A 22,342-nucleotide genomic window follows, 5' to 3' on the forward strand; every position below is an offset into this window, starting at 1 on the left:
CATTTAAGAACTAAAATTTAAAAGCTGTTTTTTGGCTTTTTTTACAAGAACTTTTTATCAAACATGAAAGGAAGCAGGTTTTTGAGGGATGCGGATTGATAAATTACACCAATTTCTCCCATAAAATAGATTTCTATAGGGGTGTTTTGTTTAATTTCATATTCTGCAATCGATTGACGGCAAGAACCACAGGGCGGAATAGGAGCCTGGGTCTGATTCAGGTCTGATGCAGCTGTAATTGCCATTTTTAAAATTTTAGCTTCGGGATAAACACTTCCTGCATGAAAAATAGCGACGCGTTCTGCACATAATCCGGATGGATAGGCAGCATTTTCCTGATTTGATCCTAAAATAATTTTGCCGTTATCTAATAATAAAGCTGCACCAACTCTGAACTTAGAATATGGAGCATAGGCTTTCTTTCGGATTTCAGCAGCCTGACTCATTAAATCCTGAATGTCATTTGGTAATTCTTCTAAAGTATCGAAAACCAAAAATGAGGTTGTTATATTTATTTCTTTCATTTGTTTTTAAGGGAAAAAAAATCCAAATTCCTTTGTAGAATTTGGATTTGATATTGTTTTATTTCTAGTCTGATTAATACTCTTCGTATTTTTCCCCAAAATTAAAAGTTAATGAGAAACGAAGAGTATTTTCTAACGGATTTTTAACTTTTGATGCTGAGAATAAGTAGGAAACATCTACTTTAACAATGTTGTATTTAAAACCTGCTCCTAATGAGAAAAATTTTACTGCACCTTTCTCTGGGCTTTGGTGATAATATCCTGCACGCATCGAAAAAGAATCCTGATAAGTGTATTCTCCAGAAAGACTGTAAGTAATTTCTTTTAGCTCTTCGCTAAAGCCACCCGGTGCATCACCAAATGATTTAAAAATTCCAGGTACCCAGCCGATAGAGTTATATTTATTGTTAGCTTCCTGAACACCATTAGTTTCACCAGCATCGGTAGTATCTCCATCATTATTTAAATCAACTGGTACGGGTATTTGCGGTGTTGGAACAAGTAATTTCGTAAATTCAAGGCCAACGGCTACTTTATTATAATCATCTAATATAAAATCGAAACCTCCTCCTAATCTTAAATTGGCAGGAAGGAAGTTTGAGCCATTATCAGAATCACTTAAATCGTAATTGATTTTTGGCCCCAGATTCTGAAAATTAAAACCGGCTCTCCATCTTCCGTTGAAATCTCTGTAGGCAACTTCTTCAGACTGATAAAATCCGGCAACATCAAATGCAAATGATCTGGCCGCAGATAAACTTTGTCCTTCAGTTGTGATTCCTAAATTGGAGCTAATAAATCTCGCTCCTACTGCCATAGAGAACATTTCGCTTAATTTTAAGGAGTATGATCCGTCGATTGCATATTCAGAAGGTTTAACCGTATTTGGCTGATCTGTTTGATTCTGTCTTAACTCAATATCACCTATACTAAAATAACGCACGCTTCCGGCAAAAGCACTTCGTTCATTGATTTTGTTGTAATAAGTTACCTGGCTTAATGAAATGTCATTAACCAAATCAGTCAAATAAGGAGTGTAGCTGACAGAAAATCCTTGTTTGTCAATAGAAAATGCATATTTTGCAGGATTCCATTGTTGGGAAAATACATCTGCAGATGTAGCAACTCCCTGGTCACCAAGTCCGGCTGCTCTTGCGTCAGCTGCAACTTGTAAAAAAGGAACTCCTGTTGTAATTGGTCTTTCTTGTGCTTTGGCAAGTGATATGATAATAAAATAAAATAATAAAGAGGATATTTTTTTCATTTATTTTAAATAAGGTGTTAGTTTATGTTGTTGGTTTTGCAAATATATATTATAGAATAACAAGTTTTTCATACTTTTCTGCTTTTTTGTTTGTTAAACTAGATTTGACAGTAAGTTTGTAAATATAAACTCCTTTGCCTATTCTGTCTCCAAAATCATCTTTGCCGTCCCATGTGATTTCTCTTGATAAAAAACCTTCAGTGGTAATGATCTGATTTTTTGTCCAGACTACCTTTCCTGTTATTGTCATCACCTGTACCTGAACATCTAAAGGTTCATAAGGCTTGTTGTGGGAAAACCAAAACTGTGTGTAGGTAGAAAACGGGTTAGGATAATTAAGAACGTGAGTCAACGTAAGCGATTCATCGCCAATGACTATAAATTGTATTTCACTTGTTACCGGATTGTTGTAAACATCCCAAGCGGTAAAATTTATAGTGTGCATTCCTGCGCTTAAATTACGCAATGGGAAGCGCAAATTTCCATTAGTGTAATCATCTAATTTTGTTTGATAGTAGTCATTTAAAATATAAGGATTACTAACATCTCCATCTAAAATTGCTACTATATCATGACCGATTCCGCTTGCTGTATTAATTCCATTTTCGTCCTCAAGAAACGCTAAAAGAAAAGGGGAGTCATTTGTGATTCCTCCTGATACAAAAGTTTCATCGTTCATATATAACTTCACTTTTGGGCTAATATTGTCCTGAGGGGCATTTTCGTTAATTCCTCCAATTTTTATGAGGTCGTTATAGCCGGATTGGTTTTCTAAAACTTCATTCTTTTTTGAATAAAAACTGATTCTGCCGTTATTAACAGGTATTCGAATGTCTCTTGGAACTACAAAGCTAAATTCAAATTGGCCATTAGTCACAGAGGCGTTTCCTCTAAAAATAGTTTCACCTAGTGTTTTAAATTGTATTGGCGGACTGTTACCGTCATTATTTAATGTGGTATTTGTAACCAGTTTATCGAAAATAGCAGTTGAAAGCTGTCCGTTATAATTGTTTAACCGGTTGTTGTTTTCATCGGTGATTTCTCCTGATATTTTAATTTTAGCTAAAGATTTAAAGTCCTCAATTGTTCCTGAAACCGGTACGTCATTTACTTTTGTTAAGTTAATTCGGGGTTTGGGAATTGCAAGCATTATCGCTGGGTCACCTAAATAAAAAACAACATTACTGGATGAACTCGGGTTTTCATTTTTTGAAATCCGAAGTGCCTCTGCAATAGTTATGTATTGATTAGAACCGAAAGACAGCAGGTTTTTAGTTAGAACATCATTAAAATTTTCAGCATTATATTGTCCGATTGAACGTATAGTAGTTAGCATTGCTATAGCTCCTCCTTTTGGGTTCCAAAAAGTATATTCGCCGGCTGTAGGGTGGGTTGGGTCATCAAAACGCGAAAACTCGCAGGTTATGGTTATAAATAAGGGGTATTTATATTGATTGTTTAAGTTTTGGCCATCTGATTTTCCCCAAACTCTCTCACTGGATAAGCCATCTTCTCCTCCGTGACCTAAGTAATTAAAGACTAACGCGCCTTTTTCAAAGGCATCAAAAAGATCTGTTTTTGCTTTTGGGTATCTTGAGCCTCCTGCCGATGCCTCTTGCGTATAAGAATCCATAAGGATTTTTTCAACATTTAAGAATGGTTTTTCAGTGGCAATTTTATCAGCCAAAGTGTTTTGACGTGACTGCAGTGTAGTATCAGAAGCTTTGTCAGAATCGTCACTAATTAAAACGACATTGTTTCGCCAGTTTCCGTAAGATTTAATATTGTGATATTCTATCACTTTATTAACCATTTCTTCTGCCTGTGCATGGTCTGCAACTAGCATCCTGCCGGTTGCAATATCTATTCCTCCATAAAAAGAAGTTATGTTTCCTTCATTATCATCCATTAATCCGTAAAAATCATCAGATGCAAAACAAGATTCTCCAATTGTGTTACTATTTAAAGAATGATATATTGGTACAATATTGGTATTGTTGGAAATGCGATTTTTATAATCAAATGAAGCATCACCAAACAGGTTTACGTACTTTACCTTTTTATTAGATGAAGAAGCATTTTGGTATACATACCTGATGCAATTCCTGATTGCTGCTATGTCTTGTTTTCCTGAAGAGAACTCCTCATAGATATTTTCAAGGATGACAACTTTTACATTTAAACTTGAATAAGACCTGTGGAAGGTTGCCAGTTTTTCAGCTTGTGAAAGAAAAGACTTTGGAGTAATAATTAAATAATCAATATCCTGAAAATTATTTTGGGCATTTTTAAAAAGTGCCCCCTTTAAGTTTTGATTTGCAATTTTAGACTGGGTTTCTTTTAAAGGACTGTAGTAATCGGATGGGTCAACGGCAATATATTTTCGAATTTCACCTAGAGAAGCTTTGAAGCTTAAATTGTTTAAATTGGTGTTTTCAATTTTCGATACATTATATAGGTCTGTAATATCCCAAATTTGTGAAATGCCTGAAGCGTTCGAAATATTATAATTAACAATACCGGTTGTTGAGCCAGCCTGATCATATTGAAACTGGAATTGCTTGCTGTAGCCAGTTAGTTTTCTTTTTGCTGTTAAGTTAATATAATCAAGGTACCCTTTAGAACCTGGTACTCCGTTGTTGTTATAAATGAGTTTTATTTTTACGTTTTCAGATCCTGTAAAAGTAGTATTAGCAGGCAGGTTTCCTGTGTAAAATTTCTCATCAGAACTATTGTTAATTTGGCTAAAAAATAGGTTTCCAATATTTTGTCCGTTGCCAGAAACGTTAAATGAAGTGCTGGTGAATGCTGCAGCCGCTGCGACAATTTCTATTTTTATTGGTGAACCGGACTCAAAATTTGGAAAATTAAACTCAAACTCCTGTTCGTTTTTGATTTCAAAAGATTCTCCAAACCATTGACGTCCCGTATGTGCAATATTAATTAAGTCTACTTCATGAAACTGATGGTCGTCGAAGGTAGTTAATTCTAAAGTGCTGTTTCCGGAAGGCTGTATTATATTAGGAATCCTTTTTCCATCGCTTCCCTGTGCAGTAATATAATAATATGACCTGTTGGCGTATAAGTTAATATTGGTTTTGCTTTCTGAACTCCAATTGTTGATTCCCTCAGCGTAAAAAAGAATATAGTCTTCATTATTGAAAGTCCCGTCATTTTCACCAATGACCTCAATCGCATTTTCCGTTAAATCTTCAGGATAATAACTGTTGTTAGATAATGGAAGCATTCTTCCTCCGTTTCCGTAGATTTTTATTTTTCGCGGATCACTTTTGCTTACATCAAAACCCAGGCTTTGTAAAAAAGACCTTGAGATTTTATATACACCTGATTTTTCTACATAAAAGCGGTACCAGTCTCCGGAGGATAAAACCGAATTTGAAATAACATTTGATTTCAAAGTAGAAGTAGAGCTACTGTTTTTTGATGAATTGCTGTTTATTGAATAAGAAAATGATCTGATTCTTTTAAAACTGCTTCCTTCCGATACAATTGGAGACAAAGAGATAAAACCTTGTTTTTGATCTCTTGAAATGGTTATTTGAAGTGTTTCGTTAGGTTGTTTGGATATGTTTGCTAATGATAAATCGCCTAAATCATCAGCCGAAACAGTTTCATAAATAACATTCGTAATCTGAACTTCATTGCCGCTTGAATAATCCGAATATTTTGGACTAAACAATAATGTTATGGTTTTTTTTGTAATGTCAAATCGGAAATTATCACCTGTAAAGTAAGGTATATTTACTTTTAATTCACCAAAACTCATTTCTTTTTTATTTTGCCAATCTATCGTGAGGCTCCCATTTTTCTGGGAAAAAAGCAAAAAAGGTACAAGAAAAAGATATAAAAAAATGGCTTGTTTCATAGTGAAAGAAAACGAAATTAATTTAAAAATATTTTAATAAGTAAAAATATAGTATTTAATGTAATAGTAATAATAAAAAGTATATTTTTGCGTTTCGAAACTATAGGTTATTTTCTGGTAAAAAACAGCTAAATAAAATTATTAGAACAGATGTTGCTAATTAAATGTTAATTATTATATTGCAGCACCTAAATTTATCACCTAAGAATGAGTATGAAAGTAAACAAAATTGTAGCCTTGCAAGTAATGATGTCAATAGTATTGATGTTGGGCACGGCTAGTTGTAGCAAAAAATCAAGTTCTAGCCGCGGTTCAAGAGCAACAGGTTGGGATGTTGATAGTCAGAACGGAACAGCTGCTAGAAATGCAGGAAAAAAACAACAGGCAGGTCCTGGATTAGTTTTCGTTGAAGGAGGTACATTTACTATGGGTAAAGTACAGGATGATGTTATGCACGATTGGAATAACACACCAACTCAACAACACGTTCAGTCATTTTACATGGATGAAACGGAAGTTACGAATGGTATGTATTTAGAATACCTTGAATGGCTTAAAAAAGTTTTCCCACCTACAGAAGAAAGTTACAAAAACATCTACGCCGGTGCATCTCCTGATACTTTAGTTTGGAGAAATCGTTTAGGATACAACGAAACGATGACAAATAACTATTTAAGACATCCTGCCTATGCTGACTATCCTGTAGTTGGTGTTAATTGGATTCAGGCAGTTGAATTTAGCAAATGGAGAACAGACCGTGTTAACGAAGCTGTTTTAGAAAAAGAAAGATATATTAAAAGAGGTGCTAAAACACAAGATGTTAGTGCTGAAAGTTTGTTCAATACTGAAGCATATCTTGCATCCCCATCTACTTCTTATGGAGGTAGTGAAGAGATTGTTTTAAAGAAAAGCCCAAATGGCAGAAGACCTAAAAAAGGTAAAGATGGTACTGTAGAAGAGCAGAAAAATGTTTATGCACAGCGTTCTTCAGGTATTATTTTGCCTGAATACAGACTTCCAACAGAAGCTGAATGGGAATATGCAGCTGCAGCTGATGTTGGACAGAGAGAATACAACATCTATAAAGGTCAAAAGAAATACCCTTGGTCTGGAGATTATACTCGTTCTGCGAAACGTAAAAACAGAGGTGATCAATTGGCTAACTTTAAGCAAGGTAATGGTGATTATGGCGGAATTGCTGGATGGTCTGATGATGGTGCAGATATTACAAATAAGATAAAAAGCTATCCTGCTAATGATTTTGGATTATACGATATGGCAGGTAACGTAGCAGAATGGGTTGCTGACGTGTACAGACCAATAATCGATAACGAAGCAAATGATTTTAACTATTACAGAGGAAATCAATATGCTAAAAATAAAATTGGTAAAGACGGTAAATTAGAAATTATTACAAAAGATAATATCAAATATACCACTTTAAGTAATGGTAAATTAGTTGCTACAAATTTACCTGGAGAAATAGCTCAGGTTCCGGTTGATGAAAATGAAACGTATTTGAGACAGAATTTTAGCAAAAGTGATAACATAAATTATAGAGATGGAGATAAACAATCTTCAAGATACTATGATTTTGGAGACTCTGAATCAGCTGATGATGCTAAAAAAGAAACAATGTATAATTCTCCAGTACATAATGTTACAACAGATAGTTTAGGTAACATGGTAAGAAAATACGATAACTCAAGCAAAAGAACAACTTTAATAAACGATAATGCAAGAGTTTATAAAGGGGGTTCATGGAGAGACAGAGCTTACTGGTTAGATCCTGCACAAAGAAGATATTTTCCTCAGGATATGGCTACTGACTACATCGGTTTTAGATGTGCGATGTCTAGAGTAGGTGCTAAAACTGAAAGAAGAAAATCACCAAGGAATTAAATTTTAAAAATTCCAATAAAAAAAATCCAAATTCCAAAACTGACTTCAGTAAGGGATTTGGATTTTTTTATTGTTTTTTTTCTATTTTTATAATATAAATAAATGCTTATAAAATGAATATTAAAGAAATTCATAACTTATTTTTAAAATGTAAATCTCTTTCAATTGATACGCGCAAAATTGAAAAAGACTCGATGTTTTTTGCTATCAAGGGAGAAAATTTTGATGCTAATACTTTTGCTCAGGAAGCTTTAGAACGAGGGGCTTTATTTGTAATAATTGATAATCCGTCTTATTTAATTGACGAAAGAACAATTCTGGTAAAAAATAGTTTAGAAACATTACAGGAGTTGGCAAAATTTCACAGACAATATTTAAAAATTCCGATTGTTGCATTAACCGGGAGCAATGGTAAAACAACAACAAAAGAACTAATAAATGTTGTTTTGGCACAGAAATATAAAACTATGGCAACTGTTGGGAACTTAAATAACCATATTGGTGTTCCGTTAACATTATTGTCTTTTGGCAGAGAAACCGAAATTGGAATTGTAGAAATGGGTGCTAATCATAAAAAGGAAATTGAGTTTTTATGTTCAATAGCCCAGCCTGATTATGGCTATATTACAAATTTTGGTAAAGCGCATTTAGAAGGTTTTGGAGGTGTCGAAGGTGTAATTGAAGGAAAAAGCGAGATGTATAAATACTTGCTTGAAAACGATAAATTGGCCTTTGTTAATTTAGATGACGCTATTCAGATTGAAAAATCTAAAAAAATTAAATCTTTTACATTTGGATTAAATAATAGTCATGCTGATATTAATATTCTCTCAATAGAAGCAAATCCGTTTGTTTTGATTCATTATGATGATTTTTTTGTAAAATCTAATTTGATCGGTCTTTATAATGCCAACAATATTAATGCTGCCGTTGCTATTGGAAAACATTTCAAAGTTGAAAAAAATGATATTAAATCAGCAATTGAAAACTATACTCCAACCAATAATAGATCTCAGTTATTAAAAAAGGAATCATTTGAAATTATTCTGGATGCGTATAATGCTAACCCAAGCAGTATGGCTGTAGCAATAACTAATTTTTTACAATTAGATAATCCTGATAAAATAATGGTTTTAGGTGACATGTTTGAGCTTGGAAGTGAAAGCATGCAAGAGCATAAAATTATTGTTGATTCTTTAGCAAAGCAACAGAAATCTATTTGTTATTTGATTGGAAAATCGTTTTATGAAAATCGTATTTCTAAAGAAAATCTTCATTTTTTTGAAACCTTTGATAATTTTTCTGAATATTTAAAAATTAATAAACCCAAAGAATCAAGTATTATCCTGATTAAGGGATCACGTGGTATGGCATTAGAAAGAACTTTGGAATTTCTATAATATTTGGGCTTTTAATGATTCTATTAAGACCTTTAATTTGAATTTAAACTAGAATTATGGTCTTAATTGAAACATTTAGAAAATTAGCTTTATCTCTTCATGATGTTGCAGAAGAGCCTCATTTTGAAAAAAAATCTTTTCGTATAAACAAAAAAATAGTTGCGACTTTTGATGAAAAGAACAATACGGCTGTTTTAAAATTAAATGAAATTGATCAATCCGTTTTTGTGCATCAAGTGAAATTATTTTTTATCCAGTTCCGAATAAATGGGGAAAGCAAGGATGGACAATTGTAGAACTTTCAAAGGTAAGACCTGAAATGTTTGAAGGTGCTTTAATACGTTCGTATGAAAATGTCGCTTCAAAAAAGAAATAACAATCTATCTCACAATAGTTCTGAAAGTCAAATTTACTCTAGGTTTTTGTGTTGTTTTTGTTGGAGGAAGACGATGTAACCAATGCGTTTGAGTTTCATCTTTCATAACCAATAAACTTCCGTGTTCCAAAATCATAGAAACCGTTTCTTTTGTCTCTTTATGTTTGAAAGCAAATTTGCGTTCGGCACCAAAACTTACTGATCCAATTGCTCCATTTTTCTTCAAATCTTTTTCGGCATCGCTGTGCCACGCCATTCCTTCTTCGCCTGAATGATATAAATTCAGCAGGCAAGAATTAAAAGTTTCACCTGTTTTTTTTTCAATGATTTTCTTTAATTCTAAAAGTTCTGGCGTCCAGGGCAATGCTTTTTTGGTTGTATTCGAATATGTGTATTCAAATTCCTGATCGCCGTACCAGGCTACTTTTCGTTTGGTTAAAATTAATTTCCCAAAGATGATGGCTTTGTCATTTTTCCATTCGATTGTATTCAATAAAATATCACGGTAGAAATCGGCTTCTTGTCTGGAGAAGCATTTTCCATAATAATTCACCGTTCCTTCTTTTGGAAGCAGATTAGTGGTTTCGTTTATTTCAGGATTAAATAAGTCCATTTTTCCATTTTTGATATTCCAATTTCATACAATGTCCGCAAGGTCTGAAACCATTTTCTCTGGCTTCATTTTCAGATAAAAAGAAAACACGATTTTCACGTTTCATCCTTTTTCCGGAAGAGCATTTTAGAGTCCCGTAGATTTTTAGTTTTTGGTTGCCACCGAAGCAAATTTCGTCTTTTTTAATCTTATTCCGAAGATCGGAATCGGAAATTTTGTTGTGTTGAAGCATATTGTTGTGTGTTGTTTTCTGCCACGAATTCCACGAATTAAAATAATTCTATCCACATTAATTTTAGAAATAATTTGTGAATTCGTGGCGAAAAAAAATATTTACGATAAAGCATCATGAAAAATAATTCCAAGTGTGTATCGCTCCCCCGAATGAATTTCACTCACACCATGTTTAATATTCACACGATAATAGCCTTTTGTGCCTTTTACAGGCCTGAAATTGGTTGTGAAAACCAATATATCTCCTTTTTTAGGTTTTAAAACAATGGCTTTCGATTGTGCTCTTGGCGTTTGTTGCGTTAAAATAAATTCTCCTCCTGTAAATTCTTCATCAGGCTCATTTAAAAAAAGTACAATTTGAATTGGAAAATAAACATCTCCATACAAATCTTGATGCAAAGTATTGAATCCGCCTTTGCCATATTTTAAAATTAAAGCTGTTGCTTTCAGTTGGTTATTATCATGGCATTGTTTTAGTAACTCTGTGTGAGTTTTTGGAAAAACAGTATCTATATTCAAAGCTTTCATCCATGTATTGGCAATTGGGACCAGTTTTGGATAAATCGAAAAACGAAGATTCTGAATTAAATCAGGCAATGGATAATTGTAATATTTATATTCGCCCAGACCAAATCGATGACGTTCCATTACAACTGTTTTCCGATATAAATTTGGATTGTCATAATCGAATTTTAAATCTTCGCATTGTTCATTATTTAGGATATTAGGAATAATAGCAAAACCATTTTGGTGCATAGATTCGGTAATGTTTTCCCAATTTTGAGAAGCAATTTTTGATTGTATATTTTGCATGAGTAAGTTTTAAATATGTAAATTCACAATGATGATCAGTCATTGGAATTTGGAGTTTTATTTTTTTGAATTTTTAAAGATTTATCTGTGCGCCTTCCCAACCAATTATGGCTGTTTTTCGGGTATTTCCCCACATATAACCGCCAAATGTTCCAGAAGATTGAATAACGCGGTGACACGGAATCAAAAACGCAACTGGATTACTTCCAATTGCTGTACCAACGGCGCGAGATGCATTTGGTTTTTGAATTTGATGTGCAATAGAACCATACGTACAAAGTTGTCCCATTGGGATTTTAAGTAAAGCTTCCCAAACTTTCAATTGAAAATCTGTTCCTTTTAAATGCAGTTTGATTTCATGTAATTTACTCCAGTCATTTTGGAAAATAAATAAGGCATTTTGTTGTGCTAAATCAAGTTTTTTTGAAAATTGAGCATTCGGGAATTTGTCTTTCAACGCTATAAATCCGTTCGTTTCATCTTCGGCGAAAGCCATAAAACAAACACCTTTTTGAGTTGAAGCCACAATAATATTTCCAAACGGACTTTCGGCAAAACTGTAATTGATTTCCAGATTTTTTCCTCCGTTTTTATATTCTGCCGGAGTCATTCCTTCAATATTTACAAATAAATCATGAAGTCGGCTAGTTCCCGAAAGTCCAGTTTCATAAGCAGTTTCAGAAACAGTTGCCTGATTTTCTTTGAGTAACTTTTTGGCGTGTTCGATACTTGTATATTGTAAAAACTTTTTCGGACTTGTGCCTGCCCATTCACTAAAAAGCCGCTGAAAGTGAAACGGACTCAAATGTACTTTTTCCGCGACTTCATCCAGATTGGGCTGATCTTTAAAATTAGCTTTAATATAATCTATAGCTTCGGCGATACGATTATAATTGATGGTTTCCTGTGTGTTCATCTTCCTTCCATTTTATAATACAAATATCGATTGGTCTTAGAAGCTATAAAATCCGAAACTTGCTTTGTTTTTTAAACGTTAAGATTTGCAAAGTTCAAAAGTCTTTTCTGCTCGCAAACTCGCTAAGCCGCAAAGTTTTTCCACAATCTTGGCATCCTGACAAAGGAAGGATCTCTGCAAGTATCTCTAAAAAGATTTATAAAACTTAATTAACCTCCTGAACCAGGAATTTAATCAAATTACGCTTTAAACCGATTGTTATTTCAAATCATTTTTTGCGGTCGATATACTTATCAATTTATAACCATTTCCGGTTCTTAAAAATTCAAAATGATCTTGTTTGAAATCGGCTTTATTTTTTGGATTGATTATAACATCCATAGTAGGAAACATCCAGTCTTTTGATTCGTTGCAATTATTAAAATAAATTTCATATTCACTCGATTCAAAAATAAATTGATTTAATCCGTCAGTCGATACAAAATAATCGGTTTTTGGATTTTTTAGTTCTTGTAGTTTTAATTTTAAATAAGTAAAATTCTGATTGATAAACTTAGTTTTCGGTTCGCTGATCCAGCCATTAGGTTCTTTCCAATAGGTGATTTTATCAAAAGAATGTTTTTCTAAATTGGTTTTCGATAAATTAGAAAGCAAAGTGTTTTTCATCCAATATTTAAATTCTTTATCATAATTAATAAATGAATAATATTGTCCGTCAACCCCAAGAAAATTGTCTCTGGTTTCGTCCTTAGTGGGTTCTTTTGATTTTTTTAAAGAATAAAAATTCAAATCGTCATTGAATGAGAAATTTTCAATAAGGACTTTGTTGTTGATATCGATTAAAAATTCTTTTCCGCCTTTCCAGAAGAAATGTTCACCGTCTTGTTCTTTAACAGCATCTTTTAAAGCAATGATCATTCCATTCCTGACTTTGGTCAGATTGCTATAATCAGCAGGAATTACAATTTTTCCTTCGCCATCGAATACCCCCATTTTGTCGGTTTTGGGGTCTCTAAAACGGATAAAACCTTCATTTTCGCAATCTGGACTATTGTCAAATACATATAAACTGTCGCGACCAACTATTTTCCGGGTTTTGGTTAAATAATAACTTTTCCAGCCGTTGTTAAATTCCTCGGTAACAGCAATTATGTTTTCAAATTTACGGGCAGTTGTAAAACCTGTAAATTTTGGTTCTATTTTGATTAATCCATTTTTGTCTTTAAAACCAATAAGGGTTGTGTCTTTATTTGGAAATGAAGTCCAGATGTCATTGTTTTGAGCAAATGCAAAACAATGTATAAATGCAAATAAGTATAGCAAATGACAATTTTTCATAAAAGGATATTTATAATAAATATATAAAAACGTTTTTGAAAACTAAATATTCTAATCAGATTCAAAAACAAAACCCGACAGGTTTTTAAAACCTGTCGGGTTATAAATGTTTAAGAACCGTATTTTTTAAGTCTTGCGTCTTTTAAAGCTATTTCATATTCATTTAATGCTTTGGTACTTAATTCAACTTTGGTTTTGGCTTTATTTAATTTTTCTTCTGTTTTTACAATTTTGGCCCTTATTTTTTCTATGTTTTTTTGAAGATCAGGATCATTTCTTTTTACCTGTAAATTTTCAAGCTGCTTTAAATTTTCACGTTTTGCTTTTAAGTCCAATTCTATTTCCCATTCTTTTTGTCCAAGTTTTATTAAATTTTCTTCTTCTTGTTTAATTCTTTTTTTTGCTCTTTCTACGTTGCCTTTGGTAAGACGTTTTGTAGGCTCCATTTTTGAAAGTTTAGGTTCCATCCATGGATAAAGTGTATGTTGCAATTCAGGTTCATTAGAATTTTGTGCAATTGTAAAAAGAGGTAGTATGATGATTAATAATAAAGTCAGACGTGCTTTCATAATTTAGTTTTGGTTTTCAAAAATATACTTATATTTTGAAATAGGGACACATCAAAAAGAAAAACCCTCACATTTCTGTAAGGGTTCTGTCTTAATTTTTAGTACTAAAAACGTAATACTAATATCTGTAGTATTCTGGTTTAAATGGTCCCTGAACTTCAACACCAATATAAGCAGCCTGATCTTCACGTAAAGTTTCCAATTCAACGCCTAATTTAGCTAAGTGCAAAGCAGCCACTTTTTCATCTAAATGTTTTGGCAACATATAAACTTCGTTTTTGTAAGCAGCACTGTTGTTCCATAATTCGATTTGAGCTAAAGTCTGGTTGGTGAATGAGTTACTCATTACAAAACTTGGGTGACCTGTAGCACAACCAAGGTTTACTAAACGACCTTCTGCCAAGATAATGATATCTTTTCCGTTGATAGTATATTTGTCAACCTGAGGTTTGATTTCGATTTTAGACGCACCGTGGTTTTTGTTTAACCAGGCCATGTCGATTTCGTTATCAAAGTGTCCGATGTTACAAACAACAGTTTTGTCTTTCATTTTTTCGAAGTGGCTTCCCACAACGATATCTTTGTTTCCTGTAGTTGTAATAATGATATCCGCATTAGCAATTACAGTATCTAATTTTTTAACTTCATAACCGTCCATTGCAGCTTGTAAAGCACAAATTGGATCGATTTCAGTAACTGTCACGATAGAACCTGCACCTCTAAAAGAAGCAGCAGTTCCTTTTCCTACGTCACCGTATCCGCAAACAATAACTCTTTTTCCAGCCAACATTAAGTCAGTTGCACGACGAATAGCATCTACAGCAGATTCTTTACATCCGTATTTGTTGTCAAATTTAGATTTAGTAACAGAATCGTTAATGTTGATTGCAGGCATTGGTAAAGTTCCGGCTTTTACTCTTTCGTAAAGTCTGTGAACACCAGTTGTAGTTTCTTCAGAAAGACCTTTGATTCCAGGAACCAATTCCGGGAAACGATCGATAACCATGTTTGTTAAATCTCCACCATCATCAAGGATCATGTTCAATGGTTTTCTGTCTTCACCAAAAAATAAAGTCTGCTCAATACACCAGTCAAATTCTTCTTCGTTAAGACCTTTCCAAGCATAAACAGAAATTCCGGCAGCAGCAATTGCAGCAGCAGCCTGATCCTGAGTAGAGAAAATGTTACAAGAAGACCAGGTAACTTCTGCACCAAGAGCGATTAAAGTTTCGATTAATACAGCAGTCTGAATCGTCATGTGAAGACATCCAGCGATACGAGCTCCTTTAAGGGGCTGCTCATCTTTATATTCAGCACGAAGTGCCATTAAACCTGGCATTTCAGCTTCAGCTAGTTCAATTTCTTTTCTTCCCCAGGCAGCCAGAGAAATGTCTTTTACTTTGAAAGCCACATATGGCGTAGTTGTAGTACTCATTTATAGTATATTTGTATATGTATAATTTTTTGCAAATTTACATAATAGCTTTTGAATTTTGCTACTTTCTATCAGATTTATGAAATGTTTAATTTATTAATCTTTAGAATGTTAGAAATAATGGCTTTTAGAAGCTAATCCTGCTGTCCACTGTATCTTTTGCGGCGAACCCCGCCACAAAAGGATGCCGCTCCCATCAGGGCTAGAAACCAACAACGTTAAATTACAAATTCAGTTTTCAGACAAAGTGAATAATTAATAATTTACCATTCATAAATTTAGAATTAAAAGAAATGCCTTTATTTAAGACCATACAATGCAATGAAAATACCCGAATTTTGATTTGGGAAATCACCGAATCTTTTGATGAATTGTACAGCAGGGTAACCTTAAAAGAAAAAACGCAAAAAAGACTGGACGGAATGAAATCTCAAATGCATCAGCGTGCATTTCTCAGCGTGCGAATGCTGATTCAGGAGATGGGTTTTACAGATAAAGATCTGCATTATGACGAATTCGGAAAACCGTATTTCGATTGTCATAATCATATATCCATCACACATTCTTATCATTTTGCTGCGATAATAATCAGCCACGAAACCGTTGGAATCGACATGGAGTTACAGCGTGAAAAAATTCAGAGAATCGCAGATAAATTTACTGATTACGAATGCGATTATTTAAATCCTGATCTTACAGAAGAATACGTAAAGAAATTAACGGTAATCTGGGGAGCCAAAGAAGCCATTTTTAAAATCAGAAACGAAAAAGGAATCAGTTTTAAAGATCATATTTTAGTTGAGGATTTTTCTTTAGACGAACCCCAAACCAGTGCAAGTCTGCATTTTGATGACTTAATAAAAGATTTTGATGTGCATTACAAGGAAATTCAATCCGATAATTTTGAAGGGAATTTTACTTTGGTCTATGCTTTTGAAAAGTAAAATTCAAAATTTTCAAATTCAAAATTCCAATTTTCCACAATCTTGTCATTTCGACGGAGGAGAAATCACACAAGAAACTCCGCAAAGAAATCAGCTAATTTGTGTCGGTCAACTTGCCATTTCTCCCTTCGGTCGAAATGACAAACTAATATATATTATTTAAACTTCACTTTCTTTTTGGCGATGTTGAAACATGCTCATGTATAGAAAAGTACTCATTTTTCTGGCACGTCTTTTTAAAGTGTCGGCATTTTCGCCTTCAAAGTGCTCATCAATGGTCTGAAACCAATGATTCAGCCAGATTCCGAATTCATTTGAAGTAATTTTACCATCAAAATGTGCATCAACTTCATTGTGGACCGTCAGCGGATTCCCGTTGTATTTTTTTACGCCAAATAAATTCATCTCCCAAAAATCAGTCAGTTTTTCCAGATGCGCATCCCAGTCTTTTATAATAGCATTAAAATAAAAGCCGATTTCCTGATCGGCTCTTATTTTATCGTAAAACTGATGGACTAAAAATGATATATCAGCTCTGTTCTCTATTTGTTTTCTCACAGAAAAATAGTGTTTAAAAGAATAAATACTATACTTAAAATTGAACTCAGAATTAAAAGATTAAAAACCACCTTGTGTTTCATCTGTGCCAAAATTGAAGTATTTACAAAGATACAGGCTAATACAATTATTGCCAACTGTATCATTTGACCAATTGATGTTCCGTTAGCCAAAACATACATTGCGGCAGCGCCTCCTAAACAGCTTTGACCAATTACAGCCATTGCAGCTGATCCCATGTAATTTTTATTGAAAATGTCGAATGTTGTTTGATATAGTGTCATGATATTCAGATTTTTATAGGACAAAGATACATCCACTATACCACTGCGTTTTATGATTTAAATCATAAAACAGGAACTATTTTATCTGTATACTTTTCGGTTTATAATCTTCAGTTCGCGTTTTTTTTCCAGCGTTTTTATGGCTCTGATTACAGTTTCTACACGCAGACCGGTCAAATCTCCAATTTGTTGTCTGGTAAAATTAATAAGATAACCATTGTTGTCTTTTTTAAAATTAAAATAGGCAATTCCGTGATCGATTAATTTCAAAACCCGATGTTCAGGCTCCTGAGTCGAGATTTCAGCAGCCATAACAGATTTGTAATAAAGACGCTGTGCCAGGTTTTGAATTATTTGAATGCTGATTTTTGGGTTTTCTTCCAGCAGTTTCATGAAGTTTGCTTTTAGAAGAAGAATAATTTCACTGTTTTCAACTGCAATAGCATTAGCAGGATATTTTTGATTCAGAAATAGCGGCGGTTCGCCAAAAGATTGTCCCTTATAAAATATTCCCTGAATAAACTCTCGTCCGTCGTCATTATAATTGCTCATTTTTACTTCTCCTGAAATAATCTGGAAGTAGTTTGAAGGAAAAATCCCTTCTTCAAAAATAATCTCATTTTTATTGAAAGATTTCTTTACAGCACCATATTTTTCTAATAATTCAAGGGCAATCATAGTGTTTGTTTCTTTGGTTGTTGAGATCAGTTGTACAAATATAATGCATTCAAAGTAGTTCTTATACATGAAAACTTTTACTTTTACAGCCGTTATGCAGCAAAAAACATTAAATATACACCAGGAAATTTTAGACGCTAAAAGTAAAGGTCAGAAACTGCTTGCTATACTTTTGGACCCGGATAAAATTGCGTTGGAAAATCTGGACAGCTTAATCCAAAAAATGAATCAGTCTCCTGCAACCCATATTTTTGTAGGAGGAAGTATTGTTCGGGCAATTATTTTAGAAGAATTAATTACGCAGTTAAAACAAAAAACAAACTTACCCGTTGTTATATTTCCGGGTGATCCTTCGCAGATTTCACCTCAGGCAGATGCTATTTTGTTTCTTTCATTATTATCTGGACGAAATCCGGATTATTTGATCGAATATCAGGTTCAGGCAGCGCCAATTCTTAAAAAAACAAATCTGGAAGTGATTTCGACAGGTTATATTTTAATCGAAAGCGGTAATGAAACTGCTGTTGCACGTGTCAGTAAAACACAGCCGCTCAGCCGTCAGGATTTTGATTTGGTTTTAGCAACTGCACAGGCAGGAGAAATGCTGGGAAATAAATTAATGTATTTAGAAGCCGGAAGTGGTGCTAAAAATCCAGTACCTCTAAAAATGATTGAGCTGATTGCGCAGAATATTCAAATCCCAATAATTGTTGGAGGAGGAATTACAGATTTGCAGGGAATTAAAAAAGCCTATGAAGCCGGGGCCGATTTAGTAGTAATTGGGACTGCTTTTGAGAATGACAGTCATTTTTTTGAGCCAAAACAAATCAAAGAACAACACAATGATTGATTTTTTTTTAGATAGCTATAAAAATACTCCTCTTTGGCACATCGCTTTAGAGTTTTTAGTATTTGTGTGTGGGATACTAAGCGTCTGGTTTGCAAAAAAAGAAAATATCTGGGTCTATCCAACAGGTTTAGTGGCAACTGTAATTTCAGTATATCTTTTATACGTGGCAGGTTATATAGGAGATATGATTATCAATGGTTATTTTTCGGTCATGAGTATTTACGGCTGGTATATTTGGGCAAAAGGAGGGACAACTGAAGATAATTTACCTATTACAAGGACAAATTTAAATGAAAAAATAACAGGAATTTTATTGTTTATTGTTACCTTTTTTGTAGTTTTCGGTATTTATAAATATTTCGATTATACGATCAATCCGGATAATTATGTTGATATGATTTCATCAGGGATATTTTTTGCGGGAATGTGGTATATGGCAAGGAAAAAAATAGAAAACTGGACACTCTGGATCATAGGTGATATTATTGTTGTACCGCTTTATGCGTATCGCGGTTTAGGAATGTTGTCACTTCAGTATTTAATTTTTACAATTTTGGCAATTTCAGCTTATATAGAATGGAGAAAAATCTTAGACAGCAAAAAACAAACATTATAAAAATTGCCTTATTCGGACCTGAAAGTACAGGTAAGACAACATTGGCAAAACAGCTTGCAGAATACTACGAAACCGAGTGGGTTCAGGAGTTTGCACGCGATTATCTGCAGCAAAAATGGGAAGAAGAGAAACAGGTATGTACTGAGGCAGACATGATGCCGATTGCTTATGGGCAAGTTGCATTAGAAAATGAAAAACTGGACAACGCAAAAGAATATTTGTTTTGTGATACTAATTTAATGGTGACCAAAGTTTTTTCTGAAGTATATTATGGTTTTTGTAACCCAAATTTAAATGAAGCAGCTTTAGCCCATGAATATGATTTGTTTTTCCTGACTGATATTGATGTCCCATGGGAAAAAGATGATATCCGTGATAATCCAAATAAAAGGGAAACTGTTTTCTCTGTTTTTAAACAAGCTTTAATAGATAGCAATAAACCATTTATTACAATTTCAGGCGATAAGGAAAGCCGTTTGGAAAAAGCTACTGCTATTGTTGATAACCTCACTATTGCTAAAAGAAAAGGTTTTACGTCAGCAGATTTTGTAGAAATCTATAATCACGGAATTCCTTTCGAGAATATACTGGAACAGCTTAAAATCTTTAAAAAAGGAATTTCTAAATGTAACTTAATAAGTCCGGCAACTGTTAATAACGGAATTTTAAGTTTAACAACTCATGATTTCGAAGAAAAAGCTGCCTTTTTTGATGCGAACAAAGGATGTTTTAAAATATGTAAATTTATTCCGGCGTCTGGTGCAGCCACAAGAATGTTTAAATTTTTAATTGCTTTTTTAAATAATTATGATATTGAAAAAGAGACAATCAATTCTTATATTAATAGGAATAAAGACAATGATTTGTCGATTTTTATTGTAGGGATGGATCAATTTCCTTTTTTTAAAGCGGTATATGAAAAACTGAAAGAAATATATCCTGACTTTGATAGTTTAGAAAGGGATTATAAAAATTATTACTTTATAAAAGTATTGCTATCTCCGGAATACTTTGATTTTGCTAATAAACCAAAAGCAGTTTTGCCTTTTCATAAATATAAAACTCATATTGCAACTCCAATAGAAGAACATCTGAACGAATGTGTACACTATGCTGAGACAAATAAAACTTCGAATTTGCATTTCACAGTTTCAGAAGTACATCAGCAATTGTTTGAAAAAGCAATTGAAGAAGTCAAAGAAAAAGTCGAATCAGAAACGGGGACACAAATCAATATTAGTTTCTCCTATCAAAATAAGCAAACAGATTCTATCGCAGTCGATATTAAAGATAATGTTTTCAGGAGCCAGAAAGGATCTTTTATTTTCAGGCCCGGAGGACACGGAGCATTGATTCAAAATTTGAATGATATTGATGCCGACATTATTTTTATAAAGAATATTGATAATGTAATTCAAAATAATATTAAGAAAACTACTTTATACAAAAAAGGATTGGCGGGAATTTTAATAGAAGCACAGCGAAAAGTTTTCGGTTATTTGAATGCCATAGAAAAGGGTGAAATTAAAGAAGAGGATGTCGAGGAAATAGTAAAGTTTTTAATGCAAAAGCTTAATATAGAAATGGCGCGCGATTTCAATAAATTTACTTTTGAAAACAAAATCAATAAAATAAAAGAATTGCTCGACAGACCAATCCGCGTTTGTGGAATGGTTAAAAATGAAGGCGAAGCAGGAGGTGGGCCTTTCTGGATTCGAAACGAAAAAGGGGAAATTTCACTGCAGATTGTAGAAAGCTCGCAGGTCGATTTAACCAGTAAAAAACAAAAGTCAATTTTAGAAAGTTCGACACATTTTAATCCGGTTGATTTGGTTTGTGGAACCAAAAACTATAAGGGAGAATCCTTTAATCTGGAAGAATTTGTAGATCATAATACTGGATTTATTGTTGAGAAAAGCGCTGAAGGTAAAATTGTTAAAAATTATGAATTACCGGGATTATGGAATGGTGGAATGTCAAACTGGCTAACCGTTTTTGTCGCAGTGCCATTAATAACATTTAATCCGGTAAAAACCGTAAATGATTTATTAAAACCGGCACATCAGCCTCACAAATAATGGATATTGAAAAAATTATATCAGAATTAAGTTTTAAAGCAGTAAGAAGCAGTGGTGCAGGAGGGCAAAACGTAAATAAAGTGTCCTCAAAAGTGGTGCTGGCTTTCGATTTAAATGCTTCTCAGGCTTTATCCGATGAAGAAAAAACACTCTTAAGAGAAAATATACCGACGAGATTAACTTCTGAAAATATTCTGATTTTAAATTGTGATGAAGACAGAAGCCAGCTTAAAAATAAAGATATTGTTATAAAGCGGTTTTTGGAACTTATTAAAAAGGGATTATATGTTCCGAAAATTAGAAAAGCTACAAAAGTTCCGAAATCGGTAATAAAGAAAAGAATTAAGGATAAAAAGAGTATTTCTGAAATAAAGCAATCGAGGAGGAAACCTAATTTGGATTAGAGTTTTTAGGTATATTTTTTAGCAAAAAAAGTGTTAGCTTAGAAAAATCTAAAAGCAAAAAAAAGATTCGATATGAGAAAAATAATAATGTTATTTATTTTAGTATTTACATCTTGCCAAAATAAAAATGGATATGACGGAAAAAGTTTTATTGGATTTGAAGAAGATATATATTTTGATTCCCCAACGCGAACATTTCAGACAATATTAACTTTTGAAGATGATAGTGTATTAGTCGTAAAAAATTTAATTTCCATAATTAACAAAGATACTTTGAATTTTAAAAAAGAAGTATCTAGTTATCAATATAAAGGAGTTGTTAAAAAAGAAAAATCCAATCTGGAATTTGTTGCATATGCATATAATTGTAAAGGTTGTGAGGTTATCTACGCAGTAGATAAAAAAGGAAATAGGAAAAAGTTTTTGGACAAAAAAGTTTATAAAGGTTTTGTCACTAAGAATGGTTTAAATTTAAACGGAATTAATTTCAAACCAGAATAAATATTGATTTTTCTCTTGTCATTTGATTTTTGACTTTTTAACATTACCTTTGCACTGTCTCAAAGGGGTGCTCTAAATAACGAGCTGAGATCATACCCAAAGAACCTGAGCGAGTAATGTTGCTAAGGGAAAAACGACAATTATTTAGTAAAGCTATAT

The 22,342-nt window shown here is 33.2% G+C and carries 22 protein-coding genes; 9 read left to right on the forward strand and 13 right to left on the reverse strand.

The annotated features are described in order from the left end of the window. Nucleotides 1–41: 41 nt before the first annotated feature. The 3 genes from cdd to porU all read right to left on the reverse strand — a co-directional run bounded on the left by cdd (nt 42) and on the right by porU (nt 5,674). Entirely contained in the window at nt 42–524 is a 483-nt protein-coding gene (cdd, locus tag OZP09_RS15375; RefSeq protein ID WP_269234614.1) for a cytidine deaminase, read from the reverse strand. A 73-nt stretch (nt 525–597) separates the two neighbouring features. Continuing rightward, a complete protein-coding gene (porV, locus tag OZP09_RS15380; protein ID WP_269234615.1) occupies nt 598–1,788 on the reverse strand; it encodes a type IX secretion system outer membrane channel protein PorV in 1,191 nt (396 codons plus the stop codon). Between the two features lie 49 nt (nt 1,789–1,837). Next, nucleotides 1,838–5,674, reverse strand: a complete 3,837-nt coding sequence (gene porU / locus OZP09_RS15385; protein WP_269234616.1) for a type IX secretion system sortase PorU — start codon at nt 5,672–5,674, stop codon at nt 1,838–1,840. A gap of 213 nt (nt 5,675–5,887) precedes the next feature. Here porU and gldJ point away from each other — a divergent pair, with 213 nt between their 5' ends. The 3 genes from gldJ (at nt 5,888) to OZP09_RS15400 (ending at nt 9,272) form a co-directional block, all read left to right on the forward strand. Further along, a complete protein-coding gene (gldJ, locus tag OZP09_RS15390) occupies nt 5,888–7,576 on the forward strand; it encodes a gliding motility lipoprotein GldJ (RefSeq protein WP_281309622.1) in 1,689 nt (562 codons plus the stop codon). A gap of 113 nt (nt 7,577–7,689) precedes the next feature. Next, a complete protein-coding gene (locus OZP09_RS15395) occupies nt 7,690–8,976 on the forward strand; it encodes a UDP-N-acetylmuramoyl-tripeptide--D-alanyl-D-alanine ligase (RefSeq protein WP_269234617.1) in 1,287 nt (428 codons plus the stop codon). 56 nt (nt 8,977–9,032) lie between these two features. Then, nucleotides 9,033–9,272 (forward strand): hypothetical protein, encoded by a 240-nt coding sequence (locus tag OZP09_RS15400; RefSeq protein WP_269234618.1) that lies wholly within the window; start codon nt 9,033–9,035, stop codon nt 9,270–9,272. Nucleotides 9,273–9,356: 84 nt separating this feature from the next. Here the strand turns inward: OZP09_RS15400 and OZP09_RS15405 are convergent, their stop codons facing one another. From OZP09_RS15405 to ahcY, 7 genes are all read right to left on the reverse strand, one after another. Next, complete coding sequence (locus tag OZP09_RS15405) at nt 9,357–9,965, reverse strand: alpha-ketoglutarate-dependent dioxygenase AlkB family protein (protein WP_269234619.1); 609 nt, start codon at nt 9,963–9,965, stop codon at nt 9,357–9,359. Next, entirely contained in the window at nt 9,952–10,197 is a 246-nt protein-coding gene (locus tag OZP09_RS15410; RefSeq protein WP_269234620.1) for an Ada metal-binding domain-containing protein, read from the reverse strand. Before OZP09_RS15410 ends, OZP09_RS15405 begins: the two co-directional genes overlap by 14 nt. Nucleotides 10,198–10,298: 101 nt before the next feature. Continuing rightward, nucleotides 10,299–11,012 (reverse strand): 2OG-Fe(II) oxygenase, encoded by a 714-nt coding sequence (locus OZP09_RS15415; protein ID WP_281309623.1) that lies wholly within the window; start codon nt 11,010–11,012, stop codon nt 10,299–10,301. Nucleotides 11,013–11,085: 73 nt separating this feature from the next. Next, on the reverse strand, nt 11,086–11,928 hold the full coding sequence (locus tag OZP09_RS15420; protein ID WP_269234621.1) for a bifunctional helix-turn-helix domain-containing protein/methylated-DNA--[protein]-cysteine S-methyltransferase: 843 nt from the start codon (nt 11,926–11,928) through the stop codon (nt 11,086–11,088). A gap of 258 nt (nt 11,929–12,186) precedes the next feature. Further along, nucleotides 12,187–13,266 (reverse strand): WG repeat-containing protein, encoded by a 1,080-nt coding sequence (locus OZP09_RS15425; protein ID WP_269234622.1) that lies wholly within the window; start codon nt 13,264–13,266, stop codon nt 12,187–12,189. 110 nt (nt 13,267–13,376) lie between these two features. Continuing rightward, on the reverse strand, nt 13,377–13,835 hold the full coding sequence (locus tag OZP09_RS15430) for a hypothetical protein (protein ID WP_281309624.1): 459 nt from the start codon (nt 13,833–13,835) through the stop codon (nt 13,377–13,379). A 118-nt stretch (nt 13,836–13,953) separates the two neighbouring features. After that, nucleotides 13,954–15,270, reverse strand: coding sequence for an adenosylhomocysteinase (gene ahcY / locus OZP09_RS15435; RefSeq protein ID WP_269234625.1), 1,317 nt, complete (start codon nt 15,268–15,270; stop codon nt 13,954–13,956). 293 nt (nt 15,271–15,563) lie between these two features. Here ahcY and OZP09_RS15440 point away from each other — a divergent pair, with 293 nt between their 5' ends. After that, nucleotides 15,564–16,214, forward strand: coding sequence for a 4'-phosphopantetheinyl transferase family protein (locus OZP09_RS15440; protein ID WP_269234626.1), 651 nt, complete (start codon nt 15,564–15,566; stop codon nt 16,212–16,214). Between the two features lie 159 nt (nt 16,215–16,373). Here OZP09_RS15440 and OZP09_RS15445 read toward each other — a convergent pair whose 3' ends face one another. The 3 genes from OZP09_RS15445 to OZP09_RS15455 form a co-directional block, all read right to left on the reverse strand. Next, nucleotides 16,374–16,772, reverse strand: coding sequence for a group III truncated hemoglobin (locus tag OZP09_RS15445; RefSeq protein WP_269234627.1), 399 nt, complete (start codon nt 16,770–16,772; stop codon nt 16,374–16,376). Further along, nucleotides 16,769–17,056 (reverse strand): hypothetical protein, encoded by a 288-nt coding sequence (locus OZP09_RS15450; RefSeq protein ID WP_269234628.1) that lies wholly within the window; start codon nt 17,054–17,056, stop codon nt 16,769–16,771. Before OZP09_RS15450 ends, OZP09_RS15445 begins: the two co-directional genes overlap by 4 nt. 81 nt (nt 17,057–17,137) lie before the next feature. Next, the gene (locus tag OZP09_RS15455) at nt 17,138–17,734 is read right to left on the reverse strand and encodes a Crp/Fnr family transcriptional regulator (RefSeq protein ID WP_281310766.1); all 597 of its coding nucleotides are present in this window, start codon (nt 17,732–17,734) and stop codon (nt 17,138–17,140) included. A 94-nt stretch (nt 17,735–17,828) separates the two neighbouring features. Between OZP09_RS15455 and OZP09_RS15460 the strand changes: the two genes are divergently transcribed. From OZP09_RS15460 to OZP09_RS15480, 5 genes are all read left to right on the forward strand, one after another. After that, entirely contained in the window at nt 17,829–18,584 is a 756-nt protein-coding gene (locus OZP09_RS15460; RefSeq protein WP_269237890.1) for a phosphoglycerol geranylgeranyltransferase, read from the forward strand. Then, nucleotides 18,577–19,200: a nicotinamide riboside transporter PnuC gene (gene pnuC, locus OZP09_RS15465; RefSeq protein WP_281309625.1), complete on the forward strand. Its 624-nt coding sequence runs from the start codon at nt 18,577–18,579 to the stop codon at nt 19,198–19,200. Before OZP09_RS15460 ends, pnuC begins: the two co-directional genes overlap by 8 nt. Next, the gene (locus tag OZP09_RS15470; RefSeq protein ID WP_281309626.1) at nt 19,161–21,278 is read left to right on the forward strand and encodes a DUF4301 family protein; all 2,118 of its coding nucleotides are present in this window, start codon (nt 19,161–19,163) and stop codon (nt 21,276–21,278) included. Before pnuC ends, OZP09_RS15470 begins: the two co-directional genes overlap by 40 nt. After that, nucleotides 21,278–21,682, forward strand: a complete 405-nt coding sequence (gene arfB, locus OZP09_RS15475) for an alternative ribosome rescue aminoacyl-tRNA hydrolase ArfB (protein WP_269234630.1) — start codon at nt 21,278–21,280, stop codon at nt 21,680–21,682. The genes OZP09_RS15470 and arfB overlap by 1 nt, the downstream gene beginning before the upstream one ends. A 72-nt stretch (nt 21,683–21,754) precedes the next feature. Then, nucleotides 21,755–22,183, forward strand: a complete 429-nt coding sequence (locus OZP09_RS15480; protein WP_269234631.1) for a hypothetical protein — start codon at nt 21,755–21,757, stop codon at nt 22,181–22,183. Nucleotides 22,184–22,342: the final 159 nt, after the last annotated feature.

The organism is Flavobacterium flavigenum (assembly GCF_027111255.2).
Lineage (GTDB): Bacteria > Bacteroidota > Bacteroidia > Flavobacteriales > Flavobacteriaceae > Flavobacterium > Flavobacterium flavigenum.

Coding starts and splice junctions, on each gene's coding strand:
- cdd (WP_269234614.1), bottom strand. CDS start 524: ATGAAAGAAATAAATATAACAACCTCATTTTTGGTTTTCGATACTTTA.
- porV (WP_269234615.1), bottom strand. CDS start 1,788: ATGAAAAAAATATCCTCTTTATTATTTTATTTTATTATCATATCACTT.
- porU (WP_269234616.1), bottom strand. CDS start 5,674: ATGAAACAAGCCATTTTTTTATATCTTTTTCTTGTACCTTTTTTGCTT.
- gldJ (WP_281309622.1), top strand. CDS start 5,888: ATGAAAGTAAACAAAATTGTAGCCTTGCAAGTAATGATGTCAATAGTA.
- OZP09_RS15395 (WP_269234617.1), top strand. CDS start 7,690: ATGAATATTAAAGAAATTCATAACTTATTTTTAAAATGTAAATCTCTT.
- OZP09_RS15400 (WP_269234618.1), top strand. CDS start 9,033: ATGGTCTTAATTGAAACATTTAGAAAATTAGCTTTATCTCTTCATGAT.
- OZP09_RS15405 (WP_269234619.1), bottom strand. CDS start 9,965: ATGGACTTATTTAATCCTGAAATAAACGAAACCACTAATCTGCTTCCA.
- OZP09_RS15410 (WP_269234620.1), bottom strand. CDS start 10,197: ATGCTTCAACACAACAAAATTTCCGATTCCGATCTTCGGAATAAGATT.
- OZP09_RS15415 (WP_281309623.1), bottom strand. CDS start 11,012: ATGCAAAATATACAATCAAAAATTGCTTCTCAAAATTGGGAAAACATT.
- OZP09_RS15420 (WP_269234621.1), bottom strand. CDS start 11,928: ATGAACACACAGGAAACCATCAATTATAATCGTATCGCCGAAGCTATA.
- OZP09_RS15425 (WP_269234622.1), bottom strand. CDS start 13,266: ATGAAAAATTGTCATTTGCTATACTTATTTGCATTTATACATTGTTTT.
- OZP09_RS15430 (WP_281309624.1), bottom strand. CDS start 13,835: ATGAAAGCACGTCTGACTTTATTATTAATCATCATACTACCTCTTTTT.
- ahcY (WP_269234625.1), bottom strand. CDS start 15,270: ATGAGTACTACAACTACGCCATATGTGGCTTTCAAAGTAAAAGACATT.
- OZP09_RS15440 (WP_269234626.1), top strand. CDS start 15,564: ATGCCTTTATTTAAGACCATACAATGCAATGAAAATACCCGAATTTTG.
- OZP09_RS15450 (WP_269234628.1), bottom strand. CDS start 17,056: ATGACACTATATCAAACAACATTCGACATTTTCAATAAAAATTACATG.
- OZP09_RS15455 (WP_281310766.1), bottom strand. CDS start 17,734: ATGATTGCCCTTGAATTATTAGAAAAATATGGTGCTGTAAAGAAATCT.
- OZP09_RS15460 (WP_269237890.1), top strand. CDS start 17,829: ATGCAGCAAAAAACATTAAATATACACCAGGAAATTTTAGACGCTAAA.
- pnuC (WP_281309625.1), top strand. CDS start 18,577: ATGATTGATTTTTTTTTAGATAGCTATAAAAATACTCCTCTTTGGCAC.
- OZP09_RS15470 (WP_281309626.1), top strand. CDS start 19,161: ATGGAGAAAAATCTTAGACAGCAAAAAACAAACATTATAAAAATTGCC.
- arfB (WP_269234630.1), top strand. CDS start 21,278: ATGGATATTGAAAAAATTATATCAGAATTAAGTTTTAAAGCAGTAAGA.
- OZP09_RS15480 (WP_269234631.1), top strand. CDS start 21,755: ATGAGAAAAATAATAATGTTATTTATTTTAGTATTTACATCTTGCCAA.